This window comes from Bradyrhizobium pachyrhizi (assembly GCF_001189245.1).
Lineage (GTDB): Bacteria > Pseudomonadota > Alphaproteobacteria > Rhizobiales > Xanthobacteraceae > Bradyrhizobium > Bradyrhizobium pachyrhizi.
Genome location: NZ_LFIQ01000051.1, coordinates 203,902 through 226,054 on the forward strand (window position 1 = coordinate 203,902; position 22,153 = coordinate 226,054).

20 protein-coding genes are annotated in these 22,153 nt (G+C 64.6%); 5 read left to right on the forward strand and 15 right to left on the reverse strand.

Annotated features, from left to right (window positions below):
* Positions 1-48: 48 nt before the first annotated feature.
* Entirely contained in the window at positions 49-336 is a 288-nt protein-coding gene (locus AKL29_RS09350) for a c-type cytochrome (protein ID WP_167350389.1), read from the forward strand.
* Positions 333-1,271: a substrate-binding periplasmic protein gene (locus AKL29_RS09355; RefSeq protein ID WP_050383932.1), complete on the forward strand. Its 939-nt coding sequence runs from the start codon at positions 333-335 to the stop codon at positions 1,269-1,271. The genes AKL29_RS09350 and AKL29_RS09355 overlap by 4 nt, the downstream gene beginning before the upstream one ends.
* A gap of 12 nt (positions 1,272-1,283) precedes the next feature.
* Here AKL29_RS09355 and AKL29_RS09360 read toward each other — a convergent pair whose 3' ends face one another.
* The 12 genes from AKL29_RS09360 to AKL29_RS42735 form a co-directional block, all read right to left on the reverse strand.
* The gene (locus tag AKL29_RS09360; RefSeq protein WP_050383972.1) at positions 1,284-2,192 is read right to left on the reverse strand and encodes a flagellin; all 909 of its coding nucleotides are present in this window, start codon (positions 2,190-2,192) and stop codon (positions 1,284-1,286) included.
* A 16-nt stretch (positions 2,193-2,208) separates the two neighbouring features.
* Positions 2,209-3,984, reverse strand: a complete 1,776-nt coding sequence (gene flgK, locus AKL29_RS09365) for a flagellar hook-associated protein FlgK (RefSeq protein WP_050383933.1) — start codon at positions 3,982-3,984, stop codon at positions 2,209-2,211.
* Between the two features lie 27 nt (positions 3,985-4,011).
* Positions 4,012-4,467, reverse strand: a complete 456-nt coding sequence (locus AKL29_RS09370) for a hypothetical protein (protein WP_038379117.1) — start codon at positions 4,465-4,467, stop codon at positions 4,012-4,014.
* Positions 4,468-4,486: 19 nt separating this feature from the next.
* The gene (locus tag AKL29_RS09375; RefSeq protein WP_028336949.1) at positions 4,487-4,741 is read right to left on the reverse strand and encodes a hypothetical protein; all 255 of its coding nucleotides are present in this window, start codon (positions 4,739-4,741) and stop codon (positions 4,487-4,489) included.
* Complete coding sequence (gene flgE, locus AKL29_RS09380; protein WP_050383934.1) at positions 4,738-6,009, reverse strand: flagellar hook protein FlgE; 1,272 nt, start codon at positions 6,007-6,009, stop codon at positions 4,738-4,740. Before flgE ends, AKL29_RS09375 begins: the two co-directional genes overlap by 4 nt.
* A 19-nt stretch (positions 6,010-6,028) precedes the next feature.
* Positions 6,029-6,688: a flagellar hook assembly protein FlgD gene (locus tag AKL29_RS09385; protein ID WP_050383973.1), complete on the reverse strand. Its 660-nt coding sequence runs from the start codon at positions 6,686-6,688 to the stop codon at positions 6,029-6,031.
* A 237-nt stretch (positions 6,689-6,925) separates the two neighbouring features.
* On the reverse strand, positions 6,926-7,432 hold the full coding sequence (locus AKL29_RS46605; RefSeq protein ID WP_410712089.1) for a hypothetical protein: 507 nt from the start codon (positions 7,430-7,432) through the stop codon (positions 6,926-6,928).
* A gap of 103 nt (positions 7,433-7,535) precedes the next feature.
* Entirely contained in the window at positions 7,536-7,979 is a 444-nt protein-coding gene (locus tag AKL29_RS09395) for a flagellar export chaperone FliS (protein WP_050383935.1), read from the reverse strand.
* On the reverse strand, positions 7,979-9,676 hold the full coding sequence (gene fliD, locus AKL29_RS09400) for a flagellar filament capping protein FliD (protein ID WP_050383936.1): 1,698 nt from the start codon (positions 9,674-9,676) through the stop codon (positions 7,979-7,981). Before fliD ends, AKL29_RS09395 begins: the two co-directional genes overlap by 1 nt.
* Positions 9,677-9,739: 63 nt before the next feature.
* Positions 9,740-10,564: a flagellin gene (locus AKL29_RS09405; RefSeq protein ID WP_028336954.1), complete on the reverse strand. Its 825-nt coding sequence runs from the start codon at positions 10,562-10,564 to the stop codon at positions 9,740-9,742.
* Between the two features lie 140 nt (positions 10,565-10,704).
* Positions 10,705-11,406, reverse strand: coding sequence for an RNA polymerase sigma factor (locus AKL29_RS09410; protein WP_028336955.1), 702 nt, complete (start codon positions 11,404-11,406; stop codon positions 10,705-10,707).
* Between the two features lie 100 nt (positions 11,407-11,506).
* Positions 11,507-11,731 carry a hypothetical protein gene (locus AKL29_RS42735; RefSeq protein ID WP_160321721.1) on the reverse strand — a complete coding sequence of 75 codons (225 nt, stop codon included), beginning with the start codon at positions 11,729-11,731 and terminating at the stop codon, positions 11,507-11,509.
* Positions 11,732-12,074: 343 nt separating this feature from the next.
* On the opposite strand from AKL29_RS42735, the gene AKL29_RS09415 reads away from it, so the two are divergent.
* Genes AKL29_RS09415 through AKL29_RS09425 form a run of 3 tightly spaced genes read left to right on the forward strand, consistent with a single transcriptional unit; the run spans position 12,075 to position 16,603 of the window.
* The gene (locus AKL29_RS09415) at positions 12,075-14,423 is read left to right on the forward strand and encodes a hypothetical protein (RefSeq protein ID WP_347336976.1); all 2,349 of its coding nucleotides are present in this window, start codon (positions 12,075-12,077) and stop codon (positions 14,421-14,423) included.
* A 58-nt stretch (positions 14,424-14,481) separates the two neighbouring features.
* Positions 14,482-15,840, forward strand: coding sequence for a hypothetical protein (locus AKL29_RS09420; protein WP_050383938.1), 1,359 nt, complete (start codon positions 14,482-14,484; stop codon positions 15,838-15,840).
* Between the two features lie 37 nt (positions 15,841-15,877).
* Positions 15,878-16,603 (forward strand): formyltransferase family protein, encoded by a 726-nt coding sequence (locus AKL29_RS09425; RefSeq protein ID WP_050383939.1) that lies wholly within the window; start codon positions 15,878-15,880, stop codon positions 16,601-16,603.
* 9 nt (positions 16,604-16,612) lie between these two features.
* Here AKL29_RS09425 and AKL29_RS09430 read toward each other — a convergent pair whose 3' ends face one another.
* The 3 genes from AKL29_RS09430 to AKL29_RS09440 all read right to left on the reverse strand — a co-directional run bounded on the left by AKL29_RS09430 (position 16,613) and on the right by AKL29_RS09440 (position 22,104).
* A complete protein-coding gene (locus tag AKL29_RS09430) occupies positions 16,613-16,834 on the reverse strand; it encodes a hypothetical protein (RefSeq protein WP_028336959.1) in 222 nt (73 codons plus the stop codon).
* A gap of 360 nt (positions 16,835-17,194) precedes the next feature.
* Positions 17,195-18,649: a short-chain fatty acid transporter gene (locus tag AKL29_RS09435; RefSeq protein WP_050383974.1), complete on the reverse strand. Its 1,455-nt coding sequence runs from the start codon at positions 18,647-18,649 to the stop codon at positions 17,195-17,197.
* A 53-nt stretch (positions 18,650-18,702) separates the two neighbouring features.
* Positions 18,703-22,104, reverse strand: a complete 3,402-nt coding sequence (locus AKL29_RS09440; RefSeq protein ID WP_082190522.1) for a molybdopterin-dependent oxidoreductase — start codon at positions 22,102-22,104, stop codon at positions 18,703-18,705.
* Positions 22,105-22,153 lie beyond the last annotated feature (49 nt).

Consider the following 22,153-nt stretch of genomic DNA (forward strand, 5'->3'; position numbering starts at 1 on the left):
ACCCTGTTGACGGCGGCGATCTTCGCCGCCGTCGCTGCGGCGGTGATTATGCTGATCCCCGCCGCCGCACAACAATCAACCGCAATCGACCTTCAGGGTCAGGCCGACCAGGGCAAGGTCACCTACGCCAAGAACTGCTCGCATTGCCACGGGCCCAACATGGTCAATTCCGGCACCATCACGCCGGACTTGCGCGCGTTTCCCGACGACAAGACGCGCTTCGTGACCACCGTGAAGCAAGGCAAGAACGGCAAGATGCCGCCCTGGATCGACATCCTGAACGAGCAGGAGATCGCCGACGTCTGGGCCTTCGTGTCCAGCCGGAGGACCCCATGAGGGCCCTGCTCGCGGCCGCGGCGTCAGCCCTGCTTCTTGCCATGTCGGCGGCAGCGCATGCCGCCGACGAACCGCTCAAGGTATGCCTCGACGAGGATTTGCCGCCGCTGTCGGCGCATCATCGCGGCAAGCCCGATGCCGGCTTCGACGTCGCGCTCGCGCAGGCCATTGCCGAGCGGCTCGGACGGCCGCTCAAGATTCAGTGGTTCGAGAGCAAGCTCGATGAAGATTCGAGCCCCGCGCTCGAAGCCAATGCTCTGCTGTCGGACGGGCGCTGCTCGCTGGTCGGCGGCTACGCGCTTACCACGGACTCGCTGAAGGCACCCGGCGTCACGACGGCCAAGCTGCCGGACTTCGACGGCGCTACCCGCGAGGATCGCCGCCGGCGGATTCCGATCGGCGTGCTGGCGCCAAGCCAACCCTACATCTATTCGCCGATGACCGTTGTCCTCGGTCCCAAGGCCAAGGACAAGATCAAGGAGCGCAAGATCACCGATATCGGCGATCTCGCCGGCCTTCGCCTGACGATCGAAAGCGGCACGCTGGGCGACGCCATCCTGATGACCTTCGACAAGGGAAAGCTGATCGACGACATCACGCACCTCGTTCCGGGGCGCAGCGACCTGTTCGGAGAACTGGAACGCGGCGAATTCGACGCCACGCTGCTCGACCTGCGCCGCTTCGATGCCTACCGCGCTGAACATCCCGACACCAGGATCACGGCCTCGGGCTACTATTATCCGATCGGCGCCAACCGCGGCTACGTTGCGCTCGAAACCGACAAAGGACTGCTGGAATCGGTCAACAAGGTCCTCACCGATCTGCAGGCCAAGGGCACCATCGCGGAGCTCGGCAAGGCCGCCGGCCTCACCTGGCTTCCGCCGCGCGAGCCGATCATCCTCGGCGATGTCTGGCTGAAGATCCTGAACCGGTGATGCCGGCGATAGCTATCGCAAATAGCTTGCCAGATTCATGCTCTGGATCTTGGAGATCGCCGAATAGGACGCCGTCAGCTGCGCCTGATAGGTCGAAAGCTGCGCCGTCACGGCCGCAACGTCGACGCTGGTGAGGTCCGTCGACAGCGTCTTCGCAAAATTCTGATAATCGCTCTGGTTGGTGCTGGCGGTCTCGATCTGCGACGCCGCGGTCGACAGCTTTGCCTGCACGGTGGATGTGGCATCCAGCGCACTGCTCGCAAGGTCGAGCGCCTGCGAGACGTCGCTCGACGACAGCGTCGTGCTGTTGCCGACGTATTTCAGCAGCCGCATCACCTGCTCGAACGCCGGATTGTCGGCGGTGACGCCGTAGGAGATCGACTGGCTGTCCGACACGCGCACGGACGCGATCTCGCTGTCGCCCTTGTAATAGCTGGTGTCTGATGTCGTCAGCGATCCGGTGCCGGTGTCAAAGCTCGACAAATCCGCAGGCGCGGTGTCGGTGCGGGCGCCGCTGAAGACATATTCGCCGTCATACTGAGTGTTGAGCAGCCCCTGCATCTGCGCCATGGCCTGCCGGGCATAGTTGATCACCGATGCCGTCGCCGTGCTGCTGCCGGTGGTGGCCGCGCTGAGCTGGGTCCGCAGCTGCGTGATGATGTCGGTCACCGAGCCGACCGCCGAATACATCACCTGCACCTTGTTATCCGCGAGTTGGCTGGCATCGATATAGGACTGCGCACGCGTCACCGAGACCTGCAAATTGATGACGCGCCCGGCGCCGGAACCATAGCCGCCGAAATCCTCGGATTGCAGCCCGGAGGACTCCTGCACCTGCTCGTTGGCCATCACCGCTTGCACCCGCAGCGCGCTTGATATCATCTGGTCCGACTGAGCAAAGGTGGCAACACGCATCATCATGACGACGGCCTCGGGCTCAGCTGGCACTCATCGCGGTCATCAGCGCCGAGAACATGGCGTTGATCGCGGTAATGATCTGGGACGCGGCGGCGTATTTGTTCTGCAACGCACTCAGATTTGCGGATTCCTCGTCAATGTTGACGCCGGACTGCGACGACAGCGAATTCGCATAAGTCGACTGAGCGGTTTGCTTGGCGGTGTAGGCCGCCGACGCCTGGGTCGCCTTGCCGGCGACGTTGGCGACGATGGCGGCCGCGTAGTCCGTGAAAGAGCCGGTGGTCGCGCCAAGACTGCCCGCCATACCGAAATTGGTCGCCCCCGTCAGGGCGCTCGAGAGCGCGTTCACCACCGTCGCCGAGCCCGGCGACAGCACCGAAGTTCCGACGGTCAGAGTGGATGACGCATCGAGCGTCGCCGTTGGCAGCCCCGCCGTGCCGTTCAGAATGTCGCTGCGCACGGCGATGTCGGACGCGCCGGTCCCGGTGATCAGGTCGTTGAACCCGAAGTAATCCGAAAAGCCTTCGCCGGAACTGCCGACCGAACTCGTCAGCTCGTTGATGGCGACGCCGTTGCCGGATGTGCTCGTCGAGATCGACAAGTGTCCGTTGGCATCGACCGTAGCTGACAGACCCGAGATACCGTTGATCGCGGTGGCGAGATCACCGACCGTGGCGTAGGACGACAGATCGAGGTCCTGGTAGGACACCAGATTGCCGCTCTTGTCCGCAACCGCGATGCGCACCGTGCCGGTCGCCGACAGCGGCGTCGTGCTGCTCACGGTGCCGGTTCCGGTCAGGCTCGATGGCGGCGGCACCGATGTGCCCTGGTTGGACACAGCGTTGACGGCCGCGGTCAACTGCTGAGCCAACTCGTCGAGTTGCGACTGCGCCGCCGGCAGCGTCTGGTCACGCAGCGTGATCAGCGCGCTGACCTTGCCCGAGGAGATCTGCGAGGTGATGTCGACGCCGTTGACGGTGATGCCGCTGAAACCGCTTAACGATCCCGCGCTGTAAGTCGTCGACGCCGTGACGCTGGGCAGCGCCGTATAGTTCAGCGGATGCGCCGTGCTATCGACCAGCGCCTGTCCCGATCCGGTATAGACCTGCAGATCGCCGGTCGACGTGGTGAAATAGCTCACATTCATCATCGACGCGAGATCCTGCAGCGCGCTGTTGCGCTGGTCCTCCAGATCAGCCGTCGATTGTCCGGCCGCCGCCTGCTGCTTGATCTGCTTGTTGAGGTCGGAGATTTGCTGCAGGTCGGAGTTGATGTCGGTAACCGACGACGCGATGTCCTGGTCGGCATTGGAGCGCAGCGTCTGGATGCCGCTCGAGGTCTGTTGCAGCTGCGTCGTCACCGCCGCAAGCGCGCTGACGGCGTTCGATTGCAGCGACGCGCTGCTCGGCGTGCTCGCCAGCGACGACAACGCCGACTCGAACGCCGCGATCGTGTTGGCCAGCGAGGTTCCCGTCGTGGAGCTGTCCGAGCTCGATGTGCTGCCATAGAGCTGCTGGAGCTCGGTCAGAAAGCTGTTGGTGGTGTCGGCGGCGCCGAGATCGGAATCGGCCCCGACCAGCGACTTCAGGAGCAGCTTGTCGACCGCGCTGCTGATCCCCGTGATCGTGACGCCAGTACCGACACCGGAAGTGACGCTGCTGCTCTGATTGGCGGTCTTCGCGGTATAGCCCTTGGTGTCGGCATTGGAAATATTGGCCGAGGCTACGCTGATCTGCACCTGCGTGGCCGACAGCCCGCTGAATGCGATGCTTCGTGCAATATCGAGCGAGGACACGGCCTACTCCCTCCGGCGCCGGCCCGATCAGGCCCGCACATTGGTGCCATAGGACATCGCCGGCGTGACGCGACGGCCGCCGGCGCCATAAGGCGACACGTTGGCGATCTGCTCGCGGATCGCCTGCATGATCGCCTCGATCCTGCGATTGCTGGCATCGATCGCCGCACGCAGCCGCATCACGTTCTCATCCATCGCCATGCGCAGCTTCAGGATCCGATCCATCAGCTGCTCGCGCAGCACGCGATCCTGGACGTTGAGATTTGCCGTCTTGCCGACCGCCTCCGCCACACATTGCTCGAACAGGGTGGCAAGTCGGTGCTTCTCGTCGACCTGCTTCAGCCGCGAGGCCGGCAAGCCCTTGGCGAGCTCGACATTCTCCTCGTTCACGATCGCGATCAGATTGTCGATCAGCGCGATCAACGACCTTGCGCGCTCGTCATTGCCCGCGGGATTGATCTTGATGTTGCGTTCCGGTGTCATGTCATCGCTCCCGTTCAAGCTAGTGTCCGCGACGCAGGGCGCGAACCGATTGTGCGCTGCGTCCATACGCGGTGATTGCCGTAACCCGGACCGCGGCCCGGTTGAGTTCCTGGTCGAGCCGCGCGCATTCGCGCATCAGCTGGTCCCGCAACGTTCCGACATCGTCGAGCAACGCACGGAGCTGCGCCCGGTCGTCCGGCCGGACCGAGGCGGCCTTCGCCTGCAGCCGCTGAAGCTTGACCAGCAAGCGGTCATTCCACTTCTCGGTCATCATCGCGACACCGCCGAGATCAGCGTATCGAACATCTTATCGACGGTGGTGATCACCTGCGATGCCGCCGAATAGGCCTGCTGCGCCGAGATCATGTTGGAGAACTGACCGCTGGTGTCGGTGGTGCTCGATTCCAGTTCGCTGCCGTAGATCGTACCAGCGCCGTTGCTGCCCGACGTCTGCAGCGTGGCGTTGCCGGACGCTGCCGTCGCGGAGTACATGCCGTCGCTGGCCGCGCTCAATCCGTTGGGGTCGCTGAAGGTCGCGACCGCGATCTTGTAGATTGCGATCGTCTGCCCGTTGGAGTAGGTCGCGTCGACCACGCCGCCCTTGCCGATCGAAATGCTGCTCAGCTTGCCATAGGGCAGACCGTCCGACGTGATGCTCGTAAGGTCGACGGCCGGCGTGGTCTCGCCTGACGAATACTGCGTGAGGCCATCGGTCTTGCCGGCCGTACCGAGATTGAGCGTAATGGAGCTGTCGGCCGCGCCATCTGTCCAACCGGTCACCGAGATCGTCGGCGGGCTCGGCACCGTCGATTTGAGTGAACCATCGCTATTGAAGGTGATCGCCACCGTATCGGTGATCGCGCCGGCGCTGGCCGTCGTGGAGTCCGATGCGAGCTTGGGCTGCTCGAAGCTGGCCTTCCATGTGTTGTCACCGGTCTTTTCCCAATCGATCTGGATCGTGCTCGCCGTACCCAGCGAATCGTAGACCGTCATCGAACTGTTGAACGTCGCGTTGACCGCGGCATCGGCCGGCAGGTTCGCCGCGACGGTGGTCTTGGTGGTGGCGCTGCCGCTGGTGGAAGCCACCTGCGTGTTGATCGGACCAAGGCTCGCGGCGGAGGCATTGCCGATGATGTTGCCGTCGGCGTCGGTGCGCCAACCCTCAAGGTAATTTCCGTTGTTGACGAGGTAGCCCAGATTGTCAGTGGTGAACGCGCCGTTACGCGTATAGGAGGTGGTGCCGCCGGACGTCGCGTTGGTGGTGACGAAGAAGCCGCTGCCCTGGATCGCGACGTCGGTGGCGTTGGTGGTCGCGGACAGCAAGCCCTGCTGGGTGATGTTGGCGCGGCCGGACACCGTGACGCCGCCGGACGTGTATGAGGTGGCGCTGTTCGACGCGGTCACCAGATCCTGGAACATCGCCGACGTGGTCTTGTAGCCCGTGGTGTCGGCGTTGGAAATGTTGTCAGAAATCATCGCCAGCGACTGGCTCTGCGCATTGAGCGCCGAGATCGCCGAGGAAAGAGCACCAGTGAGACTCATGATATTACTCCGGAAGCAATCAGGACGTGACGCCGATAATGTTGGCGGCGCTGACGGGGACGCCGTTCACGAGCAGCGAGGGCGTCGAGCCGGAGGCATCGATGCCGGTCACCGTTCCCGTCATCGTGGTGTAGCTAAGCAGCGAGTTTCCGGCGGAGTCGGTCGCAGTCACCTGAATCGTGTACTGGCCGCCGTCCTTGAGCTGGGTGCCGTCGGAGGTCTGACCGTTCCAGGTGAAGGTGTTGGAGCCGGCGGTTCCGGTCCCCTTGCCGCTCCACACCGTGTTGCCCGAGGAGTCCTGGATCGTGATCGCGACGTTGGACGCGGCCGAGGTTAGCGAGTAGCCGAACGTCGCCGAGCCGTTGGTCAGCTCCGCCGTGTTCGTCTTCGCCTCGACGGTGTGGCCGATATAGTTGACCGAGTTGAGCGTCACGAGGCTCGAGAACGAGCTCGCCAGCGACGTCATGCTGGCGTTGGTCGACTGCTGCTCGGTGAAGTTGGCGTAGGAGGTGAGCTGGTTGATGAAGTCGGTCGTGCTGGTGGCGTTCAGCGGATCCTGGTTTTGCAGCTCGCTGACGAGCAGGTTGAGGAAATCGGTCGAGCTCATCCCCATCGACGCACTCGACGACGCGCTCGACGTGGTAGAGGTTGCAGCAGAGGTTGCCGAGGAAACGGTCATGACAAGGCTCTCTTCGCCGCGGAATGCGCGACGGAACGCGGTGGAACATTGGGGTCGTGATGTCGTTCGCAGATAAAACGGATGACGCGCCGATTTCAGGCGCGGATTCATCCACCCGGAATCACTTGATGAATCGGCAGAAATTGCCGTGTCCGTGGCGGGTTCATGGCTCGCAGGCGTGCGCAAGCATCTCGCCGCGAAAGCCCGCGGGGAGCTGCAACGGCAATGCGGAGCGTTTTAGAGCGAAAGGCTGATCGGCAGATACGCCTCACCGAGCATCAATGCCGGCGGCGTCAATGCGGGCAACAGGCAGAGGGCCAGCAGCAGCGCAGGCAGCACCTTGCCTTGCTGTGCGGATTGGTCCGGTGCTTGGGCATCGTCCGGCTGATCGTCAGCCGAGGCAGGCCCCGAAGCGGGCTTCTGGCGCAAGTTCGCCGCCGCGGTCACGATGCGGTCGGCAAGACCCTTGGGTGCGCGAACCGGCGGCGCCGCGAGCGCGCGGCGTACCGCGCTCGCCTCCTCAAAGAGCGTCCGCGCCTCGGCCGAGGATGCCAGGAGCTGGGCGGCGCCAAGACGTTGATCGTCGGGCCAGCGGGACAGATCCTCCCCCAGCCGGTCGATCAGGTCTTCGAATGTCGCAACGTCCATCGCGCGCGCAGATCCAGCCTCGTCGCCAAGGCAGTCATAAAGCATTCGCGGGACGGCGGAAATCAATTTCCGCCGCTGTCGCATCAGGTCCAGCATGGTGCTCGCCGGGCGGCTATTTTCCCCAACCAGGGCGCCCGCCCAGGCCCCTTGTTGCGCCGGCCAACCGCCCTCGCCGGGTGATTCGCTGGCCTCTCCGGGCTCAGCGGCCGGCGGCTGATTCGAGCGTCTTGTCGAGTGCCCTGGCCTTGGCGGCCTTGCCGGCGGTCGCCTCGACGAACTTCCAGGCGTCGCGCAGTTCCGCCAGGCTCGCGATGATGCGCCGAAAATTCTCCCTGGCCTGCGGCCGGCCGTAGGATCGCAGGCACGCCATGATCAGGGCGTTATAGGTGCGGTAGAGACGATCGGCCATCGCGCCGCCGCGGGTGAAGTCGAGATTGTGGCTCAGCCCGCGCAGGATCGCGGTCGCCCGCGTCAGATAGTTGTGCCCTTCCTCGAAGCGCTTCGCCTCGTGCGCGTCCAGCGCCTTCTGCAACAGCGTGATCGCGCCGTCGCACAGCATCACCACCGCCTTCAGCGGCGGCACCGCCACCGCGGCGGATCGATAGGCGTTGTTGGCCTGGTAGGCGGTCGCGTTCTGGGTCATTAGTTACTCGATGATGCGTCTAGGAGTGCTTTCAGGTAGCCCAGCGTGTTGTTCGCGCTTTCGATGGCCGCCTGGTAATTGGCGTATTGAACCTGCAGCTGAGCCTTGAACGTCGCCGCATTGCTCTGAATGTCGCTGACCTGGGACTGTAGGTCGGTGTCGCGCGACTGCAAGTTGGTGATCATGGTCTGGAGTTGACCGCTGGTGCCGGAACTGGTGTGCGCGAGCTGGTAGAGCTGCGTCGCCAAACCCGACGACGATGTCACCGTGATCGACTGCGAGGTCGAGCCCGTATAGGTGAATGCCATGCCGGCGTAGATCGTGCCTGAATTGCCGATGATGGTGTTGCCGACCACCGAAAAGCCGGAGCTGTCGCCGCCGACCGAGGCTCCGGTCAGCATACCGGTGGAGTCCACCGTGAGGTCGAGCGTGAAGGATTGCGGCGATGTGCCGGTGTTGACCACGCTGAGCTGGCTGGACGAAGTGGTAGTCTGCGCCGACAGCAGCTGGGTGACGCCGGCGAGATTTTGCGTCAGCACCGTCGACAGCGTGCCGGTATCGAGCTGGAGCTGGTTGTTCTCGTTGAAGGACAGACCGAGATCGGCCATCGTCATGCCGCCGACCGCGCCGCTGAGCACCTGCTGCAGCTGGGTCATGATATCGCGCATCGTGCTGTCGCCGAACAGCACCGCGCTCGATGCGGCTGTGCCGTCGGAATTCTGCGCCGACTGCGCGATCACCTGGTCGCGAAATGCATTGTAGTTGGTGACGAAGGTCTGCAGCGCTGACGTGATCTGGCTGGTGTCGGTCTCGATGCTGATGTTGAGGCTAGTGCCGCTCGGCGTCGGTTGCAGCAGGTCGAACGTGACGCCGGACAGGACGTCGGAAATGTCGTTGGTGTTGCGCGTGAGCGCGATGCCGTCGAGGGTGAATTCCGCGGACTGCGACTTCTGCAGCACGTCGGTGAACGCTCCGGACGTGTCGGTGACGCCGAGCTTGTTCAGGATGTCGTCGCCCGACGTCGACGAATAGGTGATGTCAGCGGCGTCCTGCGTCCCCGTCAGCACCATCTCATAGGACCCGCTCGACACCTGGACGATGGAGGCCTGGACGTTAGTGGTCGAGGTCTGGGCGTTGATGGTGTCGACGATATCCTGCATGGACATGCCGCTGGTGATCGAGATCGCCGTGCTGGTGCCGCCGGACAGGCCGAGCGAGAAAGTGCCGGAGAGGCCCAGCGCCGTCGAGCTGCTCGACTGCGAGGAGCCGATCACCTTCTGCGCGGTCGCGAGCTGGGTGATCTGGAGCGTGTGATCGCCGGTCGCCGAGCCGCTGTTGACGCTCATGTTGAGCGCCGACGAGGCGCTGACGTCACCTGTGGACGAGATCGTCGCTGCGCGGGTGGCGAACGCGTTGGTGGCGATCGAATTGATGATCGAGGTGCTGAGCGACGACAACCCGGTCGCCAGCGTCGACAGCTCGGTCTGCAGCGATTGATAGGCCGTGATCTTGGCCTGGTTCGCGGTGATCGTCGTGGTGATCGAGGTCGCCGCTGCGAGTTTGGCGTTGACCTCGGCCTCGATCAGGGCATCCCAATCGATGCTGGTCGAATTGGTCGTGCCGGTCGTTGTCACCGTGCTGGCAGAACTGGTCGACGTCGTGCTTGATGTGCTCGAGGTGGCGCTACTAACCGTCATGTCGACACTTCCGCCGCAATAGGAATCGGGCCGGCATCATGCCGGCCCGATCGGTCTTTCGAATTAGCCGAGCAGCTTCAGCAGGTACTGCGGCATCTGGTTCGCCGCGGTTTCAGCCGAGACCGCGGCCTGGGTCTTCACTTCGGCCGAGGACAGCGTCGCCTGCTCGGAGGCGATATCAACGTCTTTGATCGCCGAGTTGGCCGATTGCAGATTTTGGGTCTGGGTCGAGATCGAGTCAGCGCTGAAGTTGAAGCGGGATTCCTGAGCACCGATCTCGGCGCGTGCGGACGAAACCTTGTCGATCGCGGTGTCGAGAGCCGTCATCGCGCTGGTGGCGCTCGACAGGCTGGACACGTCGAGCGACGTCACGGACAGCGAAGAGGCCGTGAGGCTCGTCAGCGTGATCGTGATGGTGTCGGCCGAGGTCGAACCGACCAGCACCGAGACGCCAGAGGAGAACACGCTCGAGCCATCGAGCAAGCTCTGGCTGCTGTAGCGGGTGCCACTGGCGATCGAGTCGATTTCGCCCTTGAGCTGCGTGAATTCCGAGTTGATGTAGGCGCGGCTGGAATCGGCCACGGTGCCCGAAGCGGACTCGGAAGCCAGCGACTTCATGCGGGCCAGGATGTCCGAGATGTTGGAGGCGCCGCCGTCGGCGGTCTGCAGGATGGAGGTCGCCTGCGCCGCGTTGGTGGCGGCCTGCTGCAGCGTCGTGATGTCGGAGGAGATACGGGTCGAGATCGCAAGGCCCGCCGCGTCGTCGGAGGCCGAAGTGATGCGCGAGCCGCTCGACAGCTTCGACAGCGCGCTGGTTTCCTGCTGCGAGTTGATGTTGAGGTAGCGGACCGCGGAGTTCGCGGCGGTGTTGGTGGAGATTGCCGGCATGAGTAGCTCCTGTGCTGATGGGGCATGGCATGCCGCATCGTGAAGAAGAGAGGTGACGCGGATCCAGCCCCCGTCCGCCCGATCAAACGGGTCGGCCGCCGGTGGTCAGGCGCAAAATCTTCAGAAGCCGGAATTTATGGTTAGCAGTCAGTAAACGCGCCGCGCAGGTCGCGCTCGTGCCGCTTCAGCATCTCGCGCAGCTGCTGCCGTCCTCGCTTCAACAGCGACTCCACCGCGGCCACGGTCGTGTCCATGACCTCGGCGATCTCGCCGTTGCTCATGTTCTCATGATAGGAGAGGATCACCGCGACGCGCTGCTGCTCGGGCAGCCGCTGCATCGCGACCTCCAGCAGATTGCCGATCTCGTTGCGCTCGATCACGGCGGAGGCATCGAGCTGGGTGTCGGCGACCTCGGGCACGACATCGACATTCTCGGTGCGCGGCTTGCGGCGCAGATCGATGCAGCGGTTGCTGACGACGCGATAGAGCCAGGTCGAGAACTTGGCGCGGCCATGCTGCCAGCGGCCGCGATGCGTCCACACCTTCAGCATCGTGTCCTGCACGACGTCTTCGGCATCGGCGGCGTTGCCGACGATGCGCAGCGCGATCGCGTAGGCGCGATCGACGTGACGTTCGACCAGAGCACGAAACGCCGTCTCGTCGCCGGCGGCGAGGCGGTCGAGCAACTCCTTGTCTTCGTCGTGGATCTCCACGGTGTCGAGCGGGCCCGCATCGGCAACGGTGGGGACGTTGCTCCAGGGAGCAGCCGCTTCGGCCGGCGCAACCGCGGCTGGCGTGGCCTCCACTTCGGCCGGTGCCCTCATATCAAGCGCGTAACTCATCCGCCGCTCTCCAACCAACGCCGCTGGCACACATTCCATGCGGCTTCTGAGCGTTGAACGGAGGGGGCCCGCAAACCAGGCGAACTTTTTTCGTTATTTTTCAAATGCTTAGCTGGATGTTTTTTGCCGACCGCCCGGCAAAAGCTGCCGCTGCGCGGAGGCGCAGGGAAAAGTTCGACGGAGTTTGGAGCAGTCGTTCAGCATCGCCTCGCATTTCCGCGGAAGAGATCGTCGCGTCGGAAAACGCTGTTGTCACACCAACTAACGCCACGCGAACACCTGCATGCGCGGAGCATGCGAGTGATTCATCGCCGTTGGTCGCCATCTTGCATTCGACGATTGCGACTAGGCAATTTTTTCCGAATCACTGTTTCGACGTTATCGGATTTTTTGAATCTGTCAGTCGCGAAGCGCGCGTTTTCGAATCCCGCGTCAACTTTTTTGAACTGTCGCGCCTGATTTGTCTCACGCGCGCGTTCAACGCTTGAGGACTGGCGGGAATTTTGCGCATGACGATCATGACGGTCGACGCGACGCGTCGAGCGCAGAATGTTTCTGCATGTTCATTCGATGTTTTCGATACATTTCTGCTGCGCGCCTGCACGACGCCGGATGGCGTATTTGAAAGGGTTTTTCAGCGTTCCTGCATTGCTGGAAAATTTCCGAACATGTCCGCCAGTTTCGTTCAGCATCGAATCCAGGCGGAAGCGCGGGCGCGCAAAGTATCGCAGGAGCGGTGCGGCTCAACTGAAGTGCGCATCGCCGACATCTACAACTACTTTCCGTTCAGGCTGTTCGGCCTGAGCCGCGATACGTTGCAGGATCTTGCACAGCTCGAGTTCGAGACCGAACTCGAACTGTGCCGCGCCAATCCCGAAATGCTCGAGCAATATCTGGACATGAAGCGCGGCGGCTTTCGCGTCGGCTTCATTTCCGACACCTACTGGAGCACCGACCAGCTCGCGCAGCTGCTGCGTTGCTGCAGTCCCGGGCTGAGCTGGGATTTCCTCTATGCGTCCTGCGATCACGGCAGCAGCAAGAGCGAGGCGTTGTTTAAGGCCTATCTCGCCGAGCAAGGCATCGATGCGGCAAGCTCGTTCCATGTCGGCGACAACCACGCCGCCGATATCAAGGGCGCGCGCCGTCACGGCATCCGTCCGCGCTACTACCCGCAGGCCGGCGCGGCATTGGCCTCCAAGTTTCAACGCGAGACATCGATCTTCGAATTGCTGTGCCCCAATCAGCTGTCGCGGCTCGATTGCGGCGCCCGCACGCTGCGGCGTGCGGTGACGGCGAAGAGCGAGGAGCATTCTCCCGTTTTCGATCTCGGCGTGACCGTGCTCGGCCCCGTGATGGCGGCGTTCGATGCATTCATTGCCGCGCGGCGCACCGCGCTTGCTCGCGAGGGCGCGCGCGTTGCGGTCGGATTCCTCGGCCGCGACGGCCTGCTGCCGTATCGGGTCTGGCAGGCAAACCACGGCGAGACCGGCGCCTATATCGAGATCAATCGTCGCGTCAGCCTGGTCGGGTCCGCCGATACGCTCGAACCACTGTGTGAACTGCTACGCCGGGTCGTCAGGATCGACGCGGCGACCTTTGTCGACATCGTCAAGGTGCGGCCGCCCGCCGTGATGAAGTTCTTCGCGCAGTCTCCCGACGGCATTGCGAGCGGCCGCGAACTCGCCGACGCCCTGCCCGATTTGATGGAGCCGCGCGAAATCACCGATATCGCTGCCGGCGTCCGTGGCCGTTTGCTGACCTATCTTCGCGCGCATATCCGGGATTTCGACGGCTGCACCGATCTGATCCTGGCCGACCTCGGCTATTCCGCAAGCGTGCAGAAATCGCTGCGGCGAATTTTCGATCGCGAGGGCATCCGCATCCGCCTGCACGGCGCCTATCTGCTGACGCTTGACGATGCCTTCGACGACATCGCCGATGACGACACCGCGGAGGGCCTGATCTCGGATCGCGTCGTCACGCCGCACGTCAAGCGCATGCTGATCCGCAACGTCGCTTTGCTGGAGCAGCTGTGCTGTTCTACGGAAGGATCGGCGCGGGATTATCGCGACGGCGACGTGTTGCGCGAGGGCGATCAGCGCCCGGCCGCCCAGCTGGCGCTGGCGACCGAGGTGCAATCCGGGACGCTGGCCTATGTTTCGCGCGCCCGCGAGCTGGCACCACGCTACGGATTGCAGCCCGATGCCGACCTCGCGGTCGCGGCGCGCTGGACGGCCGCCGTGCTCGGACGCCTCCTGCTGTTGCCGGACGATGATGAGCTCGCGCTGCTCGGCGGCATCAAGCATGACGTCAATCTCGGCACCCAGGCGCTGGCGCCATTGCTCGATGCCGACTTCGTCAATCATAGCATCATCGCCCGCGGCCTCATGACCGCCTGCACGGCTCCGGCGCCCCCGATGTGGCTGGCGGGCAGCTTTGCCGCCCTGTCGCCGTCGCACGCCTATCTCTACACGCTGTTCGGCGCCAATCGCCTGCCCGCGAATGTGTTCGGCGAAGCGCTGTGCGGGACGCTGCAGGTCGGTCTGTTCGATCGAAACGGCCGGGCGTCGCTGGAGGCGATCAGCGTCTATCATACCGGGCTCGGCGACCTTCGCCTGCGGATCCCGCTGTCGCGCCGGATGGCAATCGCGACCATCGCACTGCCGCTGGCCAAGCTCACCCGCGACGGGATGCTCCACGGCATCACGGTCCAATACGGCGAGAGCGCCGCGAAAGCCGCCGAGGGTTCGAACGTGACAGCGATCGCCGAGGGACGGCTCATCGACGCCGGCCTCGAACGGCGCGGCCGTCACTTCCGCGCTAGCAGTGACGACGGCATGCTGCTCATCCCTGTCGACGGCTTCGAAGACGACGTCGCCATCTACACGGTCGCGCTGACAGCCTTCGACCATGACCGCATCCTTGCGGTCGCGGACCGCGACGGCAACGGCGCCCCCTCGGCCACGCTGACCTGGCGCAACGCCAAAGGGATGTCGGCAACGAGCAACGACAGCTGATTTGTCCGCCTGATCTGGCCGCCCCGCACGTAGAAGGTTAACGAGGGGAAGTGCGGGCATGATTTCGGCTGACACGGCGCAAGCGAACGGCTTGCAGACGAACTTCGACCAATTGCTGGCGGCGAACGGCATCCGGATGAGCGCGGCGCAGCGCCGGCGGCTCGCATGGCTGTCGGAGCGGCTCGGACCCGCGGTCGTCCATCAGGCCGGCTCGGTGCCCGCGAGGGGCCATGGCGTCATCATTCTCGTCGAGCCGCCGAGCGGCCCCGCCGCCGAGATGCTTTACCGGTCGCTTCGCGCCGACTGCGCGGTCGTCGTCCCCTTCGGCGAGAATCCCGCCTTCGACTTCCTGAAATCCAAGCTGACCGACTTCGGAACGATCGGGCCGAGCTTCGATGGCCCGCATGAGATGTGGTGGGGCGGCCTCAATTGGCGCCCGATCGCGCCCGAGCAAGGCTCGAGGTCCGGGGCATCGCTGCGCGTGGTCTCCTGCTACCCTCACGCTTGCGGCGACGATCATGCCCGCGCCCTCCGCGACAAGTTGGCCGAATTCCGGATCGCCTGCGATATCGCACCGATCGACACCGCAGACGGCGCGCAGATGCGCGCAGCCGAGAAATCCGGCTTCATGCTGCGGATGTGGCAACAGCATCGCGAGCCGCTGCTCTTCATCGAGGCCGACGCAGTCCTCAGCGAGCCGCCAGTGCTGCCGTCATACCTTGATTGCGACATCGCGCTCCACAAATGGAACCGGTGGGAAATGTCGGCGCGCACCCTCTATCTCGGCCGTTCGCCCGCCGCCGAAGCGGTGCTGCGCAACTGGCATCACATCGCGAGCGCCTATCCCGCGGTCTGGGAAGGCTATTTGCTCGACCAGGCCTGGAGCCTGACATCGTCGCAGATGGCGCTCGACACCGTCTGGCTGCCGCGCTCATACCACGCTCCGGCCGAAGACGCCGGCACGCCCCGCCACACCACAGTCGTTCACAACCTGCCCACCGACAGCAGCGATCTTGGACCGGACGCCGAATTCGGCGTCGCGATGCGGGCCGCGCGGCGCGCCAGCCGCAGCAGCGGCCGTGACGCCATGATCGTGATCCGGTCGCAGGCGGCCTCGCATGATGCGATCACCGTGATCATGCGCGATATCGCGACCAGCGACGCACGCGAAATGGCTGCCAGCATCGAGGCGGTCACCGGCGCGTTCGCAGCCGATTGCGGCGGGTTCGGCCGGCTCGAGCTCGCACTCTGCCCCTGGCAGGACGATATCCGCGCGGCGAAATCGGCCGCGAAAAGCGCGAACAACCGCATCATCGAGATCGCGCCGTGGCAGACGCTGCCGGCCGACCTGTTCCGCACCGTGGGCCAATCCCGCGATGCCGGCAGCGTCGTCGTGATGGCCGGGCAGCACGGCTGATGACGCCGGGAAGACAGAGCCAGGGAAGGACATCGACATCATGAAGACAATCATCCTTCTTACCGGCGTCGCCAATCAGCAGTTCGCGCTCACCGAACTGTTGAAGGCGCACAATCCGGCGCTGTCCTTCCGCTGCGCGGTGACCGCCGAGGAGCTCGCGGCGATCGAGCCGGAGGTCTTGCGCGAGGCCCGGCTGCTGGCCTTCACCACCAGCGTCATCGTGCCGGAGCACATTCTGGCGACGCTCGGCCATGGCGCCTACAATTTCCACCCCGGCCCGCCGCAATATCCCGGCTGGGCCCCGGCGCATTTCGCGCTCTATGACGGTGCCCGCACCTTCGGCGCGACGGCCCATGTGATGGCCGCGCGCGTCGATTCCGGCCCGATCGTCGGGGTCGAGTCCTTCATCATTCCCGACAAGATCAGCGTGCGCGGGCTCGAACAGATCGCCTATGTGCGGCTTGCCCATCTGTTCTGGCGGATGTCGCGCGATCTCGCCTGCGATCCCACGCCGCTGGCGGAATTGGAGATCGCCTGGTGCGGAATCAAGAGCACCCGACAGATGTACCGCGAGATGTGCGAGCTTCCCGCCGGCATCAGCGCCGGCGAACTGGCGCGCCGGATCCGCGCCTTCCATGACGATTTCCGCGGCATCCCGCTGACCTGCTCGTTGCACGGCATCCGCTTCCAGCTCTCGACGACTGCCACGCAGCCGCCCGAGGCGCCACAGGTGGTCTCGCCGCCGCTCGCCGCGGCCTCCTGAGCAACGGCCTCAACCGCGCGTCGCACGGCCCCGGACCTCGCGGTGCCGCTGCAAGTGCGCCCTCACCGCGCGCTCCGCGGCGCGCGCGGAGCCGAAATAGCCACCGTCGAGGCCGTCAAAGGCGCGGTCAGAGGAGAAGAAGCAGAAGCCGCGGTTGTCGCTGACGACGATACCGGCAGTGCGATCCGATACTTCGATGACATAGGCTTGAGAGGTTTGGGCTTGGGACATGCGTGTTCGATCGCCGGACTACGGCGCTCCTATCTGATTGTCGGGTGCTTTGATTTACTGAAGCGATCAACAACAGACGCCGGTCGCCGCCGAGACGCAGCGATGCTGCATGCGGCTTCGCATGTCGCACATCAAGCTGCAGTGGTCGTGTCTCATTGCGGTGACCTTGGACAACACGGATATCGCGCATCAATATCCGGCCGAACCGCGCGGCGGTCAATGAAATGGCTGACCAAAGATAAGAGCCCGGCGCGACGCCTCATTCGCGGCCAGCGAGAAAACAGCACAGTTTTGGTGGTGACGGTCGTGGAGCGCTGAATTGGCCGGGCACCGTGCATCCCGATGCCCGGCCATGGTCGCTCAGGGCAGGATCGGCGGGTGATAGGCGAAGGTCGCCATCAGGATCGCGGCCAGCAGCATCACGATCGGGAAATGGATGAAGAACTGCACCGAGGTGTAGCCGATCAGATCCTTCGACTTCAGGCCGAGGATGCCGAGCAGCGGCAACATCCAGAACGGGTTGATGAAGTTCGGCAGCGTCTCGGCGATGTTGTAGACCATCACCGTCCAACCGAGATGCGCGCCGATGTCGTTGGCCGCCTTCATGATGTAGGGCGCCTCGATGATCCACTTTCCGCCGGCCGACGGCACGAAGAAGCCGAGTAGCGCCGAATAGATTCCGACCAAGAACGAGAACACGGTGGAATTGCTGGAGGCACCGACGAACCAGTGTGCGATCGTGTCCGACAGCGTGGTGCCGCTGCCGTTTGGGACCTTGGTCAGAATCTGCGCAATGCCGGCGTAGAACGGAAACTGCAACAGCACGCCGGAGACACTCGGCATCGCCTTTGAGAACGACTCGACGAGGCTGCGCGGACGCCAGTGCAGCACGATGCCGAGGATGAGGAAGACGAAATTATAGGTGTTGAGGCCCGACAGCGTGATCAACGGATTGCCCGACTGGAACGTCTGCCACAACCAGCCGGCGGCAAGGAGCGCGATCAGGATCGTCAACAGCGGGCTGAACTCCAGCCAGTCGCCCGGACGCGCCGGCTTCCTGGCCTCGATGCGATCATCGCCGAGCGCAACGCCGAGGTCTTCCGCCGTCCTGGCCTTCTCGGGCGCAGGCGTCGTGAAATAGCAGATCGCAGCAGAGACCACGGTCACCATCACGACGGTGACCATATTCTGCCAGGTCAGGATGGTTTCCGAGAAACCGATCACGCCGGTGATCGGCAGGAGGGATGCCGGAATGCTGCCGGCATTGGCCTGCAGCTGCGCGGCCGAGGAGGTGATACCGAGCGTGAAGCCGCAGCCGAGCCCGAGATAGCCTGCGGCGCCGGCCGCCCGGTAGTCGAGCCTGATGTCGGTTCGCCGTGCGATCTCCCGCACCAGAAGACCCGAGAAGATCAGGCTCAGGCCCCAGTTCAGCAGCGACAGGAAGATGCTGAGCACGCCGACAAAAACCACGGCGCCGCGCCCGGTCTTCGGCACGCTGGCGAGCCGCGCCAGCACGGCCGCCACCGGCGGCGACATCGCCACGACATAGCCGCCGATCGCGACCAGCGCCATCTGCATCGTGAAGGGAATCAGGTTCCAGAACCCGTCACCAAAGGCGCGGCTGACTGCAAGCGGCGAACCGCCATGCAGGATCGCGCCGATTGCGACCGCAATCACCGCGATCAGGACGAAGACGTAGGCATCCGGAAACCAGCGCTCCGCAAACGCCACCAGGGCTTGCGAAAACCGCGCGATGATGTTGTCCGCGACAGGTTTTCGTAAGCTCACGGCTTGATCGTGCGTTGCATTCGTCATCAATCTGATCCCCTTCCGGTAACGCGGTTACTGCCTTCAATTGTGTTTGGTCATCAAAGCGCGAGCGTGAGATCGGTCAGCGGCACGGCCTGGCAAGCGAGGCACTGTCCCTCGCTGCCATCGACAGGGCCGAGATGGGTGAACTCGCCGTCGACGACCTGAACCGCGCAGCTTTCGCATTGCCCGACACGGCAGCCGCTCGGCAGCGCGACGCCCGCCGCACCGGCCGCATCAAGCAGCGTCCCCTGCTCCGGCCGCCAGGAAAAACTCTGCCTGCTGCCCGCAAGCCGGACGGTCCGCGGCGCAAGATCGCTCGGCACCGACGGCGGCGACACGAAGCTCTCGGCAAAAATGTCGAAGCGCGGCATACCGAGCGCCACCGCAGCCTCGATCTGCGCCGCGACGAAGTCCGGCGAGCCGCAGATGTAGACCAGCGGCCGGCGCGCCAACAGCGGTTTGACCTGTCCGAGATCAACCCTTCCCTTGCGCAACGAATGCGAGTCAATCGGGTCCTGCGCGAACGGCGCGGAATAGAACGTCACACGCTTCAGCCCCGGAATGCCGGCTTCCAACTCCCCAAGCCGCTCGGCAAACGGATGCTCCGCGCTGCTGCGGCAGCCGTGGAGCAGCAGGATTTCGCCAACGCGATCTTGTGGGGCGATCCGTTGCAGTGTTTCAAGATGGCTGATGAACGGCGTGATGCCGATGCCGGCGGCGAGGAAGATCAGCGGCCGCGGCCCCTTCAATGGCGGCGTGAAGATGCCGCCCGGCGGCTCCAGCATGACCTCGTCGCCGAGGGCCAGGCGATGCAGACGATCCGGCATGAAGAACGGCGCGTCGCCGCTCGGTGCCTCATTGAAGAAGCGTCCCTTCACCGCAATCGACAGTGCATGCGGCAGATCACCCGATCCGGTCAGCGAATAGGCCCGCGCCTCCGTTGCGCCGGGCAGCGAGACCATCACGTGCTGGCCCGGCAGGAAGTCGGGCAGCGGACCGCCGTCAAGCGGCAGCAGGTTGAGCGCGATGACGTTAGCTGCCTCGGTGCGACGCGCGCCGACCGTGAACCGCCGCTGACCGCTCCACAGGCCGCGACTGGCAACGCCGTCGCGCCTGATGTCGCAGACGATCGCGCGCAGCGGGACGGAGCCGCTGACCGGATCGCGCGCATCGTCATGCAGCACGGCATTGATGTTGCGAGTGTGGATGCCTGCCGTCGCGGAACGCTCGCGGCCGAGCGGCGGACAGTCTTCCCACCAGCCGAATTCGGCGACGACGACCCGATCGTCGAGCGCCGCATTGAGGCGCACCTTCAGGCGTACGGCACCGCCATGCGTCTCCACCACGGCCCAGTCGCCTTCCGCAAGGCCGCGCCGCGCGGCGAGCTGCAGACTGATCTCGACGGCCGGATCGGGCGACTTGCGCCGCAACGAGGCGACGTGCCGATAAGAGGAGTGAACGAACCAGCCGCTCTTGGCGGTGGAAAGCGCGAGCGGAAAGCGTGCGTCCGGCGCTACCGTGAGCGGGCTGCCGACCGGCTCGACGTGGTCGGGCAAGGGATCATACCCGTGTCCCAGCATCAGCTCGGAATAAAGCTCGACGCGGCGCGTCGGCGTCGCGAATCCGGCAACCGTTCGGTCCTCGCGCGCCGCGGCGTATTTTTCGTCGCGGAAGATCTGCGGGAAGCGGCGGCCTTCCGGATAGTCGCGCAGATCCTCGACACCGATGCCGAGCGGCGCCAGCTGGTAGTTCCAGCCGGCCGTGATGTCGCCGCCGAAGAACAAGTCGTCCATCCCGAGCTTGAGCGCGAGCGCGGCGGCGATCTCGTAATCGGCCTTCACCTCACCGACCGGCTCGACCATGCGCGGGCGAAACTGCACCGTCTCGACAGCTTCCTGCGTGATCTCGAATCCGATCTTGAGCGCATCGCGCTCCCACGGCGTGCTGGCCGGCAGCACGAAATCGGCGCTCTCCGCGGTCGGGTTCATGAACATGTCGATATGAACCTGGAATTCCAGCGCGTTCAGCGCGGCGCGGTTGCGCTCGGAGTGGCCCTGCGAGACGACGAAGTTGGTGCCGAAGGCGACCAGCGCGCGCACCCGGTAGGGCTCGCCGTCGAGCACGGCGCGGCTGAAATCGCGCGCCGTGATCCAGCCCTTGGCCGGCGGGCCGAGCGGCAGCTCAGCAATGCCCAGCGCCTTTGCCTGCTGCTCCGGCGACAGGATGTTGTAGTCGTTGAGGGCACGGGTCGGCGGCGGCACCGGCCAGCGATTGCCACCGAGCCGATCGCAAGCGCCGGTCAGCGCATACAAGGTTGCGATCGTGCGCTCGATCGCGGTCGCGTTGGTGTGCTGGCCGACGCCGGTCCAGGAATGATAGGCGAGCCGCGGCCGGCGAGCGAGCAGCGTGTTGAACGCGTCGACGTCCTCGACAGGAAGCCAAGTCAGCTCCGCGACGCGCGACGGCGTGTAAGGCGCGGCTCGCTCGACGAGCAGTTCGAACGCGGTAGCCGCCACTATCAGCCCGCCGTCGCGTGTGCGGACCTGCAGCGCGCCACGCAGCTGGCCACAGCTCTCCGGCGCGTAACGCGTGTCGCAAGGCACGGGCGCGCCCGACGCATCGAGACGAACGAAAGCCTCCGGCGCGCCATCCGGCCACAACGCGTCGGCGCGCAGGAAGCGTCCCGTGGCACGATCGACCAGCAGCGATCCATTGGTCCACGCGCTGACGAAATCCGCATCGAAGCTGCCGGTTACGATGAGGTGACGGATCGCCCCCATCGCGAGCGCGCCATCGGCGCCCGGGCGAATGCGCAGCCACAGATCGGCCTGCTGCCCCGAGCCGTTCGGCTTGGGATCGACCACCACGACCTTGGCGCCGCGACGCCGCGCATCGGCGATCCGCGTTGCCTGCGCGAGCCAGGTGCGCGCCGGATTGTGGCCCCACAGGATAATCGCATCCGCATTGTCGTAATCGGGAAAGCCGATGCCGCGGCCGAAGGTCAGCGCGTGCGCATAGTCCTTGTGCCAGCCGCAGATCTCGACCGCATAGATCAGGTTCGGGCTGCCGAAGCCGCGGATGAAGCGCTCGACCCACTCGAAACTGTCGACCATCGGCGTGCCGCTCGGCGTGGTGACGCCGAACGCCACCGCTTCGGCGCCGCTCTCGGCGCGGATCGTACCGAGCCGAGCGGCGATCTCGGTCAACGCCTCGTCCCACGACACCTCGATCCAACCCGGATCGGCGGCACCGCGCGGCCGGGTCCGCTTGAGCGGAACGGTCAGCCGGCGCGGGCTGGCGACGATTTCCGGCGCCGCTCTGCCCTTAGCGCAAAGCGCGCCGCCGGTCGGGTGGTTATTCAATACCTCCACACCGACAAGACGCCCGTCCTCGACCACGGTGACGGCACCGCAGCGCGAGCGACAAAGCGTGCAATAGCCGGGTAGCCGCTGTTTCACCGCCGTCTCACTTTCCGATCGCCCAATGTGACGCATTTTTGTAATGCGT

Bases quoted from the DNA above. Each gene is read 5' to 3' on its own strand.
- AKL29_RS09350 (WP_167350389.1), top strand. From the start codon at position 49: ATGCTGATCCCCGCCGCCGCACAACAATCAACCGCAATCGACCTTCAG.
- AKL29_RS09355 (WP_050383932.1), top strand. From the start codon at position 333: ATGAGGGCCCTGCTCGCGGCCGCGGCGTCAGCCCTGCTTCTTGCCATG.
- AKL29_RS09360 (WP_050383972.1), bottom strand. From the start codon at position 2,192: ATGATGATGCGTGTTGCCACCTTTGCTCAGTCGGACCAGATGATATCA.
- AKL29_RS09370 (WP_038379117.1), bottom strand. From the start codon at position 4,467: ATGACACCGGAACGCAACATCAAGATCAATCCCGCGGGCAATGACGAG.
- AKL29_RS09375 (WP_028336949.1), bottom strand. From the start codon at position 4,741: ATGATGACCGAGAAGTGGAATGACCGCTTGCTGGTCAAGCTTCAGCGG.
- flgE (WP_050383934.1), bottom strand. From the start codon at position 6,009: ATGAGTCTCACTGGTGCTCTTTCCTCGGCGATCTCGGCGCTCAATGCG.
- AKL29_RS09385 (WP_050383973.1), bottom strand. From the start codon at position 6,688: ATGACCGTTTCCTCGGCAACCTCTGCTGCAACCTCTACCACGTCGAGC.
- AKL29_RS46605 (WP_410712089.1), bottom strand. From the start codon at position 7,432: ATGCTGGACCTGATGCGACAGCGGCGGAAATTGATTTCCGCCGTCCCG.
- AKL29_RS09395 (WP_050383935.1), bottom strand. From the start codon at position 7,979: ATGACCCAGAACGCGACCGCCTACCAGGCCAACAACGCCTATCGATCC.
- fliD (WP_050383936.1), bottom strand. From the start codon at position 9,676: ATGACGGTTAGTAGCGCCACCTCGAGCACATCAAGCACGACGTCGACC.
- AKL29_RS09405 (WP_028336954.1), bottom strand. From the start codon at position 10,564: ATGCCGGCAATCTCCACCAACACCGCCGCGAACTCCGCGGTCCGCTAC.
- AKL29_RS09410 (WP_028336955.1), bottom strand. From the start codon at position 11,406: ATGAGTTACGCGCTTGATATGAGGGCACCGGCCGAAGTGGAGGCCACG.
- AKL29_RS42735 (WP_160321721.1), bottom strand. From the start codon at position 11,731: ATGGCGACCAACGGCGATGAATCACTCGCATGCTCCGCGCATGCAGGT.
- AKL29_RS09415 (WP_347336976.1), top strand. From the start codon at position 12,075: ATGTCCGCCAGTTTCGTTCAGCATCGAATCCAGGCGGAAGCGCGGGCG.
- AKL29_RS09420 (WP_050383938.1), top strand. From the start codon at position 14,482: ATGATTTCGGCTGACACGGCGCAAGCGAACGGCTTGCAGACGAACTTC.
- AKL29_RS09430 (WP_028336959.1), bottom strand. From the start codon at position 16,834: ATGTCCCAAGCCCAAACCTCTCAAGCCTATGTCATCGAAGTATCGGAT.
- AKL29_RS09435 (WP_050383974.1), bottom strand. From the start codon at position 18,649: ATGACGAATGCAACGCACGATCAAGCCGTGAGCTTACGAAAACCTGTC.